Source organism: Thalassotalea euphylliae (assembly GCF_003390335.1).
In the GTDB taxonomy this organism is placed as follows: Bacteria; Pseudomonadota; Gammaproteobacteria; order Enterobacterales; family Alteromonadaceae; genus Thalassotalea_F; species Thalassotalea_F euphylliae_B.
Map to the genome: position 1 here is coordinate 2,069,755 of NZ_QUOU01000001.1, position 13,911 is coordinate 2,083,665.

Sequence of the window (13,911 nt, forward strand, 5' to 3'; positions counted from 1 at the left end):
AGTTAATTCTTTAGGTTCTGAGTCAGTAAGGCATTGAAGGGCTTGAACATGAATTGCTTAATTGCCAAATCCTTGATCAATGATTAAATTTTTCCCTTCGGCTGCGGTGCGTGCAAGCTCGTCGCAGCGCTCATTTTCAGGGTGACCGGAATGGCCTTTTACCCATTTCCATTCGATTTCGTGGCGTTGCACTTCGGCGTGCAATTGCTTCCATAAGTCAACATTCTTTACGGGCTGCTTACTCGCCGTTTTCCAGTTGTTTTTAAGCCAGTTGTGAATCCAGTTGGTGATACCTTGGCGCACATATTGGCTATCGGTAGTAATGGTGACTTTGCAACTTTCTTTTAGTGACTCAAGCGCCTTGATGGGCGCTAATAGCTCCATGCGATTATTCGTGGTTTGTTGATAGCCTTGTGACAATTCTTTTTTGTGCGCTTTGTAGATGAGTAGCGCACCATAGCCACCTGGGCCAGGGTTACCGAGACATGAGCCGTCGGTATAAATATAAACATGCTTTTGCATTAACTACTGCCTTTTAAACTTTTTGCCGATATTGAGTCCCATCAAACTAGATGTTTAAGCAAACTCGCCGCTGTTCATTAACACTCAATAATGGTGCTTGTACTTTATTGTACTGTTTTTATTATCAAGTTTTTATTATCCTATGAAGCTCCTTCATTATGCCAGTGAATTTACGCAGGCGCGCTGTAATCAAAGGTGTTAAGTGTCAAACCCAGCTAAGCAAGAAGAACGTTTAATCGTACTGGATACCGAAACAACCGGTATTAATCCCAAAGAGGGCCATCGTATTGTTGAAATAGGTTGTGTTGAAATGATCAACCGTCAGCTAACGGGGCGCACCTATCATGCCTATATTAACCCTATGTTCCAAATGGAGCAGGAAGTTATTGACGTTCACGGCTTGACCAATGAATTCTTGGCGGACAAGCCGCTGTTTAATCAAGTTGCCCAAGAGTTTATCGACTTTATTCGCGGTGCCGAATTAGTCATTCACAATGCGCGATTCGATGTTGGCTTTATGGATCATGAGTTTGGCATGGTCAATGCTGGGTTGCCGATGACAGATGACATTTGTACGGTAACCGATACCTTGAAAGTCTCCAAAGACGAGTTTGGCTCTCCTAAAACGCTAGATTTTCTCGCTAAGCACTATCGTGTCGATAAACTCATTGACCGTACCTATCACGGGGCATTGATCGATGCCCAGTTATTGGCTTACGTCTACATCGAAATGACGCGTAAGCAAGAGGTGTTTAATTTAAATGCAGATGAGGGGGATGGTAATGATCAAGCGGGTGGCATTCGTCGATTGGCGGAAAACCGATCGCCGCTAAAGATTGTGCGCGCTTCTGCCGATGAATTGTTAGCACATCAAGAAAGGCTTGATGTAGTTGAGCAAAAAGGAAGTGCACCACTATGGTTAAAATAAGCCGGTTGTTGAGTGCTGGTGTGCTGGTGATGAGCACTTCATCACTTGCGGGTTTGGCACAGACGGCACAAAACACAGCGCCAGTCGAACAGGCAACAACTGCAACGACAGACATTGAACGTCAACCCACCGCAACTAACAGCATGGCTAAGCAACCGTCGATGCTAAACAAGCCGAGCCCTAAAATTGATTATTATGACGCAGATAATGTCACGAATCAGATACCGTATTTCGATAATCGCTTTCGCATTGATGCACAAGTTGACGAAGTTACCCTGCTTTTTTACCGCCAACCCGGTTCGCCGCCCGTTATTCTCGTTCGCCCTGACGGCAGCAAAATAAAAGTAAACCAGCACGACAGAGAACAAGTGGATTGGTATGACGATCGCACCTTTGACATGGTTAAAATGAAAAACCCTATGCCGGGGCCTTGGCAGGCGATAGGGCAAATTCAAACTGGCAGCCATATTATGGTTATGTCTCAAGTTCGCATTGAAGTGGATCCGCTGCCTAGTGTTTTATTGTCAGGAGAAACCATCAAGCTAACGGGTAAACTCTATAATGGTGAATTAGCTATCGATAACCCAGCATTTAAAGATGTGGTTCGTTTAGATGTTGATTTTTTCAGTACCAACAACTCGGCATATGACAATTTTGGCGCAGAGCCAATTAAGTTAACTTCGTTTCGCGATGATGGCCGAAATTTGGATGAATACGCAGACGATGGTGTTTTTACTGGCGAGTTTGAATTGACCTTCTCGCCAGGTGAATGGATACCACTTTATTTCATTAAGCTACCCATGGCGAGTCGAGAGCTAAGACAGCAGCCAGTAATTGTGCATACTAATCCGATCACGCTCAGTGCCGAGCCGACGATGGATGCGCAAAGTAAACACCTGCTCAATATTGCCATTGACGACCAGCTGGTCGACGTCGATAGCATGGTGTTCCAAGGCAAAGTCACGTTTCCTGATAAACAAGTCGAAGCTTTTTCAATCATGGAAGGGGTTGGTAAAAGTCGGATACATGAAATTAGTTATACCGAGCCAGGTGTTCACCGCGTCAACATCAGTGCGTTTGGTGAAACCAAAAACGGCAGGGAGTTTAGATTAGTTGTTCCTGACTTTTCGTTTAATGTTGAGCGCGATCCAAATGAGCTGGTGGCAACAGTAAATGAACAAGGTGAGATCATTGAACTTAGCCAAGAGGAGCTTGATCAGCTAACAGGTAGTGTCGTCGAAGAAAAATTGTCCATTGAAGAAGAGCTAGAGATACTTAAACAAGAGCAGGCCGCGATTAAAGCGCAAGAAGAAAAAGAAACCTTGCTATTTATTGGTATTGGCAATGGCATTATTTTAATCATTGCGGCACTTGGTTATGGCATTTTCGCTTTTTTACGCCGCAGGAAAAACGCTAAAGCGTTGGAAAAAAGCTAGAAAATCACAGGTTTTTGCTGGTATTTCGATCTTATTGTTCGGCAAATGTCCACTTAGAAAATAATCTCAAAAAAGTGGTTGACGGATAGGAATCATATCCGTAATATTCGCTCCGCATTCAACGAGATGTTGTTGATTAGCAGAGTTTTAAACGCGGAGTGGTAGTTCAGTTGGTTAGAATACCGGCCTGTCACGCCGGGGGTCGCGGGTTCGAGTCCCGTCCACTCCGCCAATTTAAAATCCTGTTTTGTATTAACTGCGGAGTGGTAGTTCAGTTGGTTAGAATACCGGCCTGTCACGCCGGGGGTCGCGGGTTCGAGTCCCGTCCACTCCGCCACTTAATGCAATAAATCAATCTTCATTTTAGCGACGTAGCATATAGCTAAATGCGGAGTGGTAGTTCAGTTGGTTAGAATACCGGCCTGTCACGCCGGGGGTCGCGGGTTCGAGTCCCGTCCACTCCGCCAAGTCGTTAGGTGAATTCAAATAAAGAAAATCTTACCGGTTAATCGGTAAGTCATGCTGCGGAGTGGTAGTTCAGTTGGTTAGAATACCGGCCTGTCACGCCGGGGGTCGCGGGTTCGAGTCCCGTCCACTCCGCCAACTCTTTATCTTGAATTAACGTTTTGAATATTAAGAATAGTAAAATATTTAACCTTAGGTTAAGCACTGCGGAGTGGTAGTTCAGTTGGTTAGAATACCGGCCTGTCACGCCGGGGGTCGCGGGTTCGAGTCCCGTCCACTCCGCCAATATTCTTAATTTATAAGCGACAGTAAGAAACAATACATTTGTTGAATACAAAATTTATTTCAGGCTGTTTTATTTAAGTTCTTTTAAATACGAATGCCTAAATAGTAAATACTGCGGAGTGGTAGTTCAGTTGGTTAGAATACCGGCCTGTCACGCCGGGGGTCGCGGGTTCGAGTCCCGTCCACTCCGCCACTATTTACTCAATCTTGTTTTTCCTTTCGAAAATAATAAAAGCGCTAAGTTCGCACTCATCACAGTTTAGTCCTTTAAATTAGCTTTAATAAATAGCTATCTTGTCGCAGTTTTATTTAATACTTACTCATATTGGTATTAGCACGCTCACCAACGGCTTCTTCTTTGAACATCGGTTACTTAATAACAACGCTTTGCTCAAATTCTGCTTATACCAATTGAAATAATTATCTGACCACCTTGATCCAATCGCGAGTACAGAGTTTTTTCACCCTATCAATATCCGAAATGAATGTATTCCAGGCCACTGAGACTTGTTCTACTATTTCATCAAACCCGCTGAATACACGATTAGATAAACAGTGCTGGCGTAACCATTGCCACACTTGCTCAATTGGGTTTAGCTCTGGTGAATAGGGTGGCAACTTGATTAGCGTAAGATTAGAAAATGGACTAGCTGTATCCATTGTATGCCACCCCGCACCATCAATGATAACCACCGCATGTCTACCCTGAGGTGTAGCTTTGGATATTTGAGACAAGTGCTCTGTCATCATCGCTTTATTGACGAGCGGCGTAATTAGCGCTTCGGTTTGGCCTGTCGAAGGGCAAACAGCACCAAATAAATAGCCGTAGTCAAACTGCTGTTGTTTAACCGCCCGTGGACGACTTCCTTTTTTCGCCCACGTTCTTGTTACTTGATTTTGCTGGCCAAAACGAGCCTCATCTTGGAACCACACATCAACGTCTTCGGGCTGGACATGCCATGGGGTGTTAAGGATCGTTTCCAGTCGGAAGGTTTTTAAAAACCGCTTGGGCTTGTTCGGATTGCTTAGGATGCTTGGAGCGGCTCGTTATCCAACTAAAGCCGAGCGCATGGAGCAGGTGATAGATATTGCGTAGTGAATAAGTCACATCAAATTCTTGAGCAATGAACTGTTGAATATCTTCCCCAATCAGTCTACCGCCACTGTTTTTTTCTGCATGGGACAACACAAATGCTGACAGCTGATTCAGTTGCGCTTGTGAGAGTTTGGAGGGTCTCCCCTTGTTTACTTTGGATTGCAGCCCTTTAAGCCCTGCCGATAGGTAGCTGTTAACCCATTTATTAACGCTGCCTCGAGCAACACCGAGTAATTGAGCTATTTGCGCTCTATTTTGACCAAGTGAAAAGTGATAAATGGCGAGCAACCTCATTCGGACTCTCGCGTTACTTTCTTGTTGGGCGAGCTTTTTTAATTCTGTTGGGTGATGCATGCTGATCTACTGGTTGAAAAGTCATGGCTATTAGATCACATGTTTATTTCAATTGGTATTAGTGAACAAATCTATCGACTGAGTTTTTACAATTCATCATTAAAGCTAACTGAATACTTATTCCGCTCAGTATTTTTAGATGAATATTTGAACGTCAATGTTAACCAGTTTTTTCAATAGTTAACCTGTTGTTAATGTTGATGATGGTTCGTAATTAAAACGTTATTTATGATTGCAATCAATTAATAAGCTAAATATATTGCCTAGCATTTCTGACCATCTCCAGCTTTTTATAGGATATTTATGCTTACCAAATTTTCCAGACTTTCTCTGACGCTTCAATTAGCCGTTGCAACCACTATCGCCATTGTGTTACTGGTTATCGTTGCCGGTTATATTTCAATAACACAATCAGCAAGTGCCTTATTGGCAGTTGAACAAAAAACACTACGTGAAGAAGTAAACACCACGACATCGCTTCTCAGTACGCCATATAATGCCTTGACACCTGTAGTGCATAAATTTGCGCGAGAGTTAAGAACAGAATTCGATGGAGAGTTTACTTTCGATCGGCAGAGCACAGCGCGAATTGCTGGTATTGATGTGCCTATGCTCCTCAATGATGGCACAGCTATTACCAATGATTTTACTAAGCTAGACGCATTTACCAAGCGATGGGATGTACCTGCCACCGTATTTCAAAGGGTTAAAGGCGGCTTTCTTCGAGTGAGCACCTCCCTGAAAACGAATTCAGGTGAACGAGCATACGGTACTTGGCTAAGTAAAGATCACATGGGTTATCAGACCATACTAAGCGGTAAGTCTTATGTCGGTTATGCCAATTTGTTCGGCAAACACTTCCTGACACAATACGACCCTGTTGTTGTTAATGGCGAAGTTATTGCTGTGTTATTTGTCGGCGTAGATGTTTCCGCAAGTATAGAACAGGCCTTTAATGCGCTTGCTGCTGTTAATATTGGCGATACTGGCTATCTTTATGTCATCAACAACAGCGGAGACGTGGTATACCACCCAACGCTAGCTGTGGGAAGTGATTTGGTTAACACCAAAACCCCTGATGGCCAGCAACCTTTCCAACAGTTAGTCGACGACAAGCAAGGCAGTTTTCGCTACCTTTGGGATAACGGTAGTGGGGAGGTTAGTTACAAACACGTTGAATTTGCTTATGCAAAAGAGTGGGGGTGGATTGTCGCTGGTGGCACTTACGAAAGCGAGTTTACTGCTGCTGCCGATGAAATGGCTTGGCGCCTTATGGTGACCTATATCTTTGGGGTGTTAGCCGTCATTCTAATTATCGTTTATTTGTCAAAGCGATTATTACTTCCTCTGCAGTTGTTGACTGACAAAATAGAAATTATTGGCGCTGGCGACTTAGTTAATCATGGCTTAGCCGTACAGCATGACAATTCGAAAAACGAAGTTGATCGCATTGAAGCAAGTATGGTTAACACTGTCGCTTCATTGAGAGCGCTAGTTAATGGAGCCTCTACTATTGGCGATAGCGTCAATGCAATTAGCGTTAGTGTATATGATAACGCTGAATCACAGCGAGTGACATCAAATCAACTCTCAGGTGAGTCGTATCAAACGGCTTCCGGCATCGAAGAAATGTCTAATTCCTATAAAGAAGTGGCCGAAAATGTCAATAGTGCAGCCGATAATGCGCAACATATAGATGACGCATCAAAAGCTTCTTCTGCGCATATGGCTGAACTGATGAAATCTGCAGATAATACAACGCTGCGCATTAACGATGTTGCGCAATCTATAGATGAGTTAAACGCTAACGTTTATGGAATTACGCAAGCTGTTGAATTAATTCGTGGGATCGCAGATCAAACAAACTTACTTGCATTGAATGCAGCAATTGAAGCGGCGAGAGCGGGCGAACAAGGGCGTGGCTTTAGCGTCGTCGCGGATGAAGTGAGAAGTTTAGCTAAGCGCACCCAAGAATCAACAGACGAAATTGAACCGTTAGTGGCGTCATTTTTGTCAGCCACACAAGTTGCAGCGAAGGGGATGTCTGTGGTGCTAACGGATATGGATATAACTAAAGATAAGGCGACAGAAAGCAACGAATTATTAGCCAATATCTCTGCGATGGTTGAGCAAATGAGCGGTGAGCTTACATCGATATCCGTTGCGGTTACTGAGCAATCTCAGCTAACGGACGAAATGGCAGGGCGCCAACAGGAGGTTAATCAAATTGCTGAATCTTCAGATACTAAAGCCTCGCAAGTACTTGATTCAGCGAAAGAGCTAAACAGCTTGGCAGAGCAATTAAAAACCTCGTTAGCACAGTTTACGACCAAATAGGGCGATAAATTGTTAATGTGCTGGCTGCCTGTTTATACCGGGTTGCTAGCAGTAGGCGAAAGTTGAACTATTTCAGATAAGGCAAGTGCATTTGCTGCCTGCCTTATCTGCTGTTTCATAACTAAGAATGTTTAGCTGCAGAAGTTTAGCCTTGTCGAGCTAATTCAGCTAAACAGGGTTACCAACTATACCTAGTGTATTTGTGTATTTTTAAACTGAGTATATTAACGCTAATTACTTAGGTGGCCCGCTTAGGTTATTTGTTTAGGTTGACTGGTGTGGGCTAATTTGATTTTTTAGTGCCTCTTCTTGCTCTTGTTGGCAATATAGTCGATGAATCAACTGATCTTTATCTAGCCACTGCTGGTTCAGCCATTCTTGGAAATGGGCCTTAAACTCTGGATCTTCAAAATAATCACCGATCAGTGCTTGGTTAATGTCAATTGCCTCTATGTGAACAATCACTTTTCCCAGCTTTCCTTTAAGCATGTCCTTCATCACGTGACCGGGATTATCAGGGTAGAGCACCGTTATGTTGAGTACCTTATCAAATTGCTCACCCAGTGTGGCCAAAGTGAATGCAATGCCACCGGCTTTAGGTTTGAGTAAATAGCGAAATGGGCTTTGCTGGCGTTCATGTTTGCGCTTTGTAAAGCGCGTGCCTTCAACAAAGTTAATGATGGTTGTTGGATGATCGCGAAAAGACTGGCAAGATTTTTTTGTGGTTTCGATATCTTGACCTTTCAAGTGTGGATTTTTCGCGACAAAGGCTTTGCTGTAACGCTTCATAAAGGGCATATCTAGCGCCCAGCACGCCATCCCCAAAAACGGGATTTTCTTTAATGATTCTTTGAGAAAAAATTTAGGCTCAGGTGTGTGTTGGCGGGCAACTTCGGCAATGACTAAAATGTCTAGCCAGCTTTGGTGATTTGCCAATATCAAGTACCAGGCGTCTTTACTAAGATTTTCTGCCCCTTTAATTTCCCATTCTGAGCGGTTGACTAAGCGTAAAATCAGTGTGTTGTTGTATGTCCACAAACGATAAAAGGTGTGCATTGGACAATACAACAGTTGATGGAACGCCTTTACAGGGATGAGGGTTTTTAATAAACCACCAAGAAAAACTAGCGTGCCGTTAAACGCTAGATTTAGACAAAATAATAAGAAAGCAACGGGCATTAACACAACACTTGGCAATCCAGATAGCATTTTCTCTCCTTTATCTACCTAGGCAAACACTTGGTAGACATTGCAGTTCAAGGAATCCCCTGAATTTATTCATAAAAATGACATCTTACCGTCATTTAATGTGTGCTGGAACTGTTATGTTTGTCACAAATGTACGCTGAAATTACAGGTTATCTATATAATTTTATTATTTAACATAGCGTTAGCTGCGACATGGTTAAACGCTAGACATAAAAAAACCTGCCAGAGCAGGTTTTTTCAATTTGCATATTGAGCGCTTACGCTGCGTGTTCTTGTTTCTGTTCGATATCCGTAAGTAGTGACTTATCAGCCGCTAAATACATAGGATCGAAATCATCAACATCGATTACCGCTTTACGTCCAATTTCAGTTTTACGTAGGTGCTCAGCTTCGCTTTCAGTAATAGCATTCGCTGCTAAACCTTGCTCAGCAACTTCATTCAAGCGATAGAAAGGCAATTTCTTTCCAATGGCGCGACAGACTTTATCGTAAATCGGCTCAGCGGCAAGAATATCGTCAAGCGTTTGCTCAAGCATACCAATGACATTCTCTGGCTCACGCGTTAAGTATTGGCCTTCACCGATACGGTTACGAGTTTCACATGGCGTTTGTAAAATTCGCGCAACAGCGTGATCAACCTTGTCAGATGGCTTAGTTAACCAACTACCTAACGGTAAGATAATAGCACGTAAGGCGATACCAACTGCTTTGTTAGGGAAGTTGCTAATGAGCTCGTCAATTGCCACTTGTGTTTGGTATAAGCTATCTTCAACAGCCCATTGCAGCACAGGGAAGTCAGCAGATTGACGACCTTCATCGTTAAAGCGCTTCAAGGTTGCCGATGCTAAGTACAAGTGGCTCAGAATATCACCTAAGCGCGCTGAGATACGCTCACGACGTTTTAAGTCGCCGCCTAGTGTCAACATCGCAATGTCAGATAACATGGCTAAGTTCGAGCTAAAACGCGTTAGCAACTGGTAGTAACGACGAGTGCCATCGCTGTATGGTGACTTAACAAAACGCGAACCGGTTAATGACATCCACAAGCTACGGAAGATGTTACTGGTTGCAAAACCAATGTGACCGAATAAAGCGTGATCGAAATCGTCTAATGCTTGTTTAAAGTCACTGTTACCAGCAGCCTCTAATTCTGCTAGTACATAGGGATGACAGCGAATGGCACCTTGACCGTAAATAATCATGTTACGGGTTAAGATGTTGGCACCTTCTACGGTGATCGCAACTGGTGCACCTTGGTAGCCGCGTGCAAGGTAGTTGCTTGGCCCCATACATACGCCTTTACCACCGTGAATATCCATCGCATCGGTAACTGACGCACGCATTTTCTCAGTTAAGTGATATTTCGCGATAGCAGAGATCACCGAAGGCTTCTCACCAAGATCAATACCGCCTGTTGACATTGTCGTCACAGCGTCCATCAAGTAAGCGTTACCACCAATGCGAGCAAGCGCTTCTTCGATACCTTCCATCTTACCAATTGGTAACTTGAATTGGCGACGAATTCGGCTGTATGCACCTGACGCTAGGGCGATAGATTTCACGCCACCAGCACTGTTTGAAGGTAAGGTAATAGCACGGCCGACAGACAAACATTCAACTAGCATACGCCAGCCTTGACCAGCCATTTTCGGGCCACCGATAATGTAATCAAGTGGTACAAAAACTTCTTCACCTTGTGTCGGGCCATTTTGGAACGGCACGTTAAGTGGGAAGTGACGACGACCAGTAATCACACCGTCAAGATCTGTAGGGATCAGGGCACAGGTGATACCTAAATCTTCTTCTTCACCGATTAATCCATCTGGATCGTACAACTTAAAAGCAAGGCCAAGTACGGTAGCTACAGGTGCAAGTGTAATGTAACGCTTGTCCCATGTTAGCTTCATGCCTAGTACTTCTTCGCCGTCAAATTCGCCTTTGCAAACAATACCAAAATCAGGAATTGAGCCTGCATCAGAGCCAGCTTCCGGACTGGTTAACGCAAAACACGGAATTTCTTGGCCATTAACTAGGCGAGGTAAGTAGTAGTCTTGTTGTTCTTTAGTGCCGTAGTGCTGCAATAGCTCACCTGGGCCTAAAGAGTTAGGAACACCAACGGTACTGGCAAGTACTGAACTTGCACCCGTTAGTTTTTGTAACACGCGAGACTGTGCATAGGCGCTGAATTCCAAACCACCAAATTCTTTTTTGATGATCATCGCAAAGAACTTGTTGTCTTTTAGGTATTGCCAAATCTCTGGCGATAGGTCGGCGCGATCGTGTGTGGTATCCCAGTCATCCACCATTTTACAAACTTGCTCAACAGGGCCATCCAAGAATGCCTGTTCTTCAGCTGACAAACGCGGCTTAGGGAAATTGTGAAGTTTCTGCCAATCTGGGTTACCGCGGAATAAGTCCGCTTCAAACCATGTTGTACCAGCATCAATTGCTTCTTTTTCGGTACGAGACATTTCTGGCATAATACCTTTAAACATTTTCAGCAAAGGCTTACTGATGTATTCCTTTCTGAAGCTTGTCATGTTCAATGGTAAAGCGATGGCGGCAAAGATTAACCAGCCAACAAGAGAAACAACGTTAAATACAGAGCCTACCACCATGAGTATACCGAATACTAAGGTGTAGGTAGTCAGAGCGGCTCGGGTATAAGCCATAAACCAGCTTAGTGCTATTGCGCTGGCAAACCAAATTAAAGTTTCCACTTACTTTCCTTACTTTTTTAAGAGGTCAGACCACTAAAGATTAGCTCGTAGATGAAAAAAATTCAAATATATTTGTACCCTAAATAGTAAATAAATAGTAAAAATCGAGTGATCCGTTTAATGAAACGCAGTATTTTTACGTCAATCACAGCAGTAGTACGAAAAAGGTGAACACTTAACCTATGTGTGAATTACTGGCCATGAGTGCCAATGTACCAACCGATATTTGTTTCAGTTTTACCGGTTTAATGCAACGCGGCGGCAATACCGGCCCGCATAAAGATGGCTGGGGCATTACTTTTTATGAAGGAAAAGGTTGTCGCAGTTTTAAAGATCCCAAACCAAGTGCTGAATCTAAAATCGCTGAGTTAGTGACTGATTACCCCATCAAAAGTGAATCGGTAATTTGCCATATCAGACAAGCCAATTCTGGTGCGGTGTGTTTGGAAAATACTCACCCATTTATCCGACAGTTATGGGGCAAAAATTGGACTTATGCCCACAATGGTCAGCTTAAATCGTTTAGCGAAAAGCTCGCCGTTGAGCATCACATTCCCGTTGGTACAACGGACAGTGAACACGCTTTTTGTTGGATACTTGACAAGCTTTATATTGAGTTTGGCCGTGATGAACCTGATACCCAAACGCTGTACGAATTTATTGCCAAGCACGCGAGTCAAATAAATCAGTTGGGCGTCTTTAATTTAATCTTATCGGATGGTGAGCATCTATTTGCATTCTGCTCGAATAATTTGCATTGGATCACACGCAAAGCGCCATTTGGTCAAGCGCAGCTGATTGATGCGGAAGTCGTTGTCGACTTTAAACAAGAAACCAGTCATTCAGATGTTGTCACTGTCATTGCGACTCAGCCGTTAACCAATAATGAGCAATGGCACAAAATGGCTGCCGGGCAATGGCAACTGTTTAACAAAGGAATTTGTGTTTTAAGCTCTGTGTGAGGCTGTTAAACCTAGTAAACAAGCTTAGAAATTTATATTGAGTTGCTGTAGCGCTTAGCAAGGTTATCTAGAGCAAGGATACCTATGACAAGGTTAGCTATAGCAACTCAATTACCTTATTCATCTGATAGCGATTAACTGCTTATTCGCCACGGGTAACAGAAGAAAGCTGCGCTTGAAATTGCTCAACACCGCCTTTCATTTGATAGAGTTTGACCATTAAGTAGTTGAGCTCTGGTGCAAACCAAGCGTATGTAGCGCGCTTCTTATCTGCTACTTCGCGTTTCAAACGAACGGTTTTGACTAAACCATAGGGCAACATCAACTCTTCTTCACCATCGTATTCGTAAACATAGTTTTTCACTTTACCTGACGTACCTACCACGGGGTAAACAAAGTGCTGTTGTTTATTTTGTTGTTGGGCATTGGCGATCAGGTTGAAACGATTTTGTAGGTGGTAACTGAGTTTGTCTTGGATATTGTCGGGAAAGTCGACTTCGAGAGTACGCTTTTCTTTAACATTAGTGGCTTGATTAGCACCGATGTCATATTGCCATTCGTAATCCTTGTCTTTACCTGTACCTTCGCGCTTGAATGTGTAGTGCGTTGGCTTTACTTTCCCTTGGTCAATAGCAACAATGGACGTTTCAGCACGTCTGTCTGAAAAGACCAGCCATTCAATCTCTGTGTGGTAACTGTACTTAGCTAGGCCGTTAGGTAAATAACTGAGTTCGCGCACCGCGCTGCCAACCGATTTCGATTTTCTTAGTATTGTGTATTTTGCAGAGAATGGTTCGACGAGTGGTTGAGCTGCTGAGGAAGTTTCGTCGTTGGCATGCACAGAAGAAACAAAAAGTGCTGAAGAAGTCATCGCAAAGGTGGCGAATAGCCAATTTTTTAACATCAATATAACCTCTGTATCGATAATTGTCGGGGAGTTAGTGAGCGATGTTAATCATCGCTCGCATATCCTGACACAGGCAAAGGCACATCATCAAGTACTGCTTGTTCGTTGCGCATTAGTAACCGGCCTTGGCATAACCATTTAATCACCAGAGGATAAATTCGATGCTCTTGCTCGTGTACGCGTGCGGCGAGCTCTTGCGCCGTATCATCATCAAATACTGGCACTTTGGCTTGCAAAATAACAGGGCCACCGTCTAACTCTTCGGTAACAAAATGTACGCTAACACCGTGCTCTTTGTCACCAGCATCAATTGCTCGTTGATGTGTATTGAGTCCTTGGTACTTAGGTAACAAAGAAGGGTGAATGTTGATGAGTTGACCTTGATAGTGCTGCACAAAGGCAGGCGTCAATATCCGCATAAAGCCGGCAAGGACAACAATGTTGGGCTGATATGTGTCAATGGCTGCCATTAAGGCTTGGTCGTAGGCTGCTCTTGATTCAAAATCACGGTGAGAAAGTGTTGTGGTTGGGATGTTTTCGTTGGCGGCGCGCTCAAGGCCATAGGCTTCGGCTTTGTTAGATAGTACACCAACAACTTGTCCTGGATAGTCTGGCGTCTTGCAGGCGTCAATAATCGCCTGCAAGTTAGTTCCACTGCCAGAAATTAACACAAGAATTCGGCAGGACATT

At 43.7% G+C, this 13,911-nt stretch carries 10 protein-coding genes and 6 tRNA genes; 10 read left to right on the forward strand and 6 right to left on the reverse strand.

What is annotated here, in order from left to right:
• Positions 1 to 57: 57 nt before the first annotated feature.
• A complete protein-coding gene (rnhA, locus tag DXX93_RS09090; RefSeq protein WP_116007826.1) occupies positions 58 to 522 on the reverse strand; it encodes a ribonuclease HI in 465 nt (154 codons plus the stop codon).
• A 202-nt stretch (positions 523 to 724) separates the two neighbouring features.
• Here rnhA and dnaQ point away from each other — a divergent pair, with 202 nt between their 5' ends.
• From dnaQ to DXX93_RS09130, 8 genes are all read left to right on the forward strand, one after another.
• Entirely contained in the window at positions 725 to 1,450 is a 726-nt protein-coding gene (gene dnaQ / locus DXX93_RS09095) for a DNA polymerase III subunit epsilon (RefSeq protein ID WP_116007827.1), read from the forward strand.
• Entirely contained in the window at positions 1,438 to 2,886 is a 1,449-nt protein-coding gene (locus DXX93_RS09100) for a TIGR03503 family protein (protein WP_116007828.1), read from the forward strand. The genes dnaQ and DXX93_RS09100 overlap by 13 nt, the downstream gene beginning before the upstream one ends.
• A gap of 155 nt (positions 2,887 to 3,041) precedes the next feature.
• Positions 3,042 to 3,118: transfer RNA gene (locus DXX93_RS09105), tRNA-Asp, on the forward strand.
• A gap of 28 nt (positions 3,119 to 3,146) precedes the next feature.
• Positions 3,147 to 3,223, forward strand: a tRNA-Asp gene (locus DXX93_RS09110).
• A gap of 53 nt (positions 3,224 to 3,276) precedes the next feature.
• Positions 3,277 to 3,353, forward strand: a tRNA-Asp gene (locus DXX93_RS09115).
• 59 nt (positions 3,354 to 3,412) lie between these two features.
• A tRNA-Asp gene (locus DXX93_RS09120) sits at positions 3,413 to 3,489 on the forward strand.
• A gap of 70 nt (positions 3,490 to 3,559) precedes the next feature.
• Positions 3,560 to 3,636 (forward strand) — tRNA-Asp (locus DXX93_RS09125).
• Positions 3,637 to 3,752: 116 nt separating this feature from the next.
• Positions 3,753 to 3,829: transfer RNA gene (locus DXX93_RS09130), tRNA-Asp, on the forward strand.
• A 227-nt stretch (positions 3,830 to 4,056) separates the two neighbouring features.
• On the opposite strand, the gene DXX93_RS09135 is transcribed toward DXX93_RS09130, so the two are convergent.
• A protein-coding gene (locus DXX93_RS09135) for an IS630 family transposase (RefSeq protein WP_441351376.1) occupies positions 4,057 to 5,086 on the reverse strand; the annotation gives its coding sequence in 2 pieces (ribosomal slippage) (positions 4,057 to 4,626 and positions 4,628 to 5,086; 1,029 coding nt in all).
• Positions 5,087 to 5,389: 303 nt separating this feature from the next.
• Here DXX93_RS09135 and DXX93_RS09145 point away from each other — a divergent pair.
• The gene (locus DXX93_RS09145; RefSeq protein WP_116007831.1) at positions 5,390 to 7,423 is read left to right on the forward strand and encodes a methyl-accepting chemotaxis protein; all 2,034 of its coding nucleotides are present in this window, start codon (positions 5,390 to 5,392) and stop codon (positions 7,421 to 7,423) included.
• A gap of 264 nt (positions 7,424 to 7,687) precedes the next feature.
• On the opposite strand, the gene DXX93_RS09150 is transcribed toward DXX93_RS09145, so the two are convergent.
• On the reverse strand, positions 7,688 to 8,632 hold the full coding sequence (locus tag DXX93_RS09150; protein WP_116007832.1) for an acyltransferase: 945 nt from the start codon (positions 8,630 to 8,632) through the stop codon (positions 7,688 to 7,690).
• Positions 8,633 to 8,889: 257 nt separating this feature from the next.
• The gene (gene fadE / locus DXX93_RS09155) at positions 8,890 to 11,352 is read right to left on the reverse strand and encodes an acyl-CoA dehydrogenase FadE (RefSeq protein WP_181902178.1); all 2,463 of its coding nucleotides are present in this window, start codon (positions 11,350 to 11,352) and stop codon (positions 8,890 to 8,892) included.
• A 182-nt stretch (positions 11,353 to 11,534) separates the two neighbouring features.
• On the opposite strand from fadE, the gene DXX93_RS09160 reads away from it, so the two are divergent.
• The gene (locus DXX93_RS09160) at positions 11,535 to 12,314 is read left to right on the forward strand and encodes a class II glutamine amidotransferase (protein ID WP_116007833.1); all 780 of its coding nucleotides are present in this window, start codon (positions 11,535 to 11,537) and stop codon (positions 12,312 to 12,314) included.
• A 142-nt stretch (positions 12,315 to 12,456) separates the two neighbouring features.
• On the opposite strand, the gene DXX93_RS09165 is transcribed toward DXX93_RS09160, so the two are convergent.
• Both DXX93_RS09165 and purN read right to left on the reverse strand, forming a co-directional pair.
• Positions 12,457 to 13,218: a DUF3108 domain-containing protein gene (locus tag DXX93_RS09165; RefSeq protein WP_116007834.1), complete on the reverse strand. Its 762-nt coding sequence runs from the start codon at positions 13,216 to 13,218 to the stop codon at positions 12,457 to 12,459.
• A 47-nt stretch (positions 13,219 to 13,265) separates the two neighbouring features.
• Positions 13,266 to 13,910, reverse strand: a complete 645-nt coding sequence (purN, locus tag DXX93_RS09170; RefSeq protein ID WP_116007835.1) for a phosphoribosylglycinamide formyltransferase — start codon at positions 13,908 to 13,910, stop codon at positions 13,266 to 13,268.
• Position 13,911: the final 1 nt, after the last annotated feature.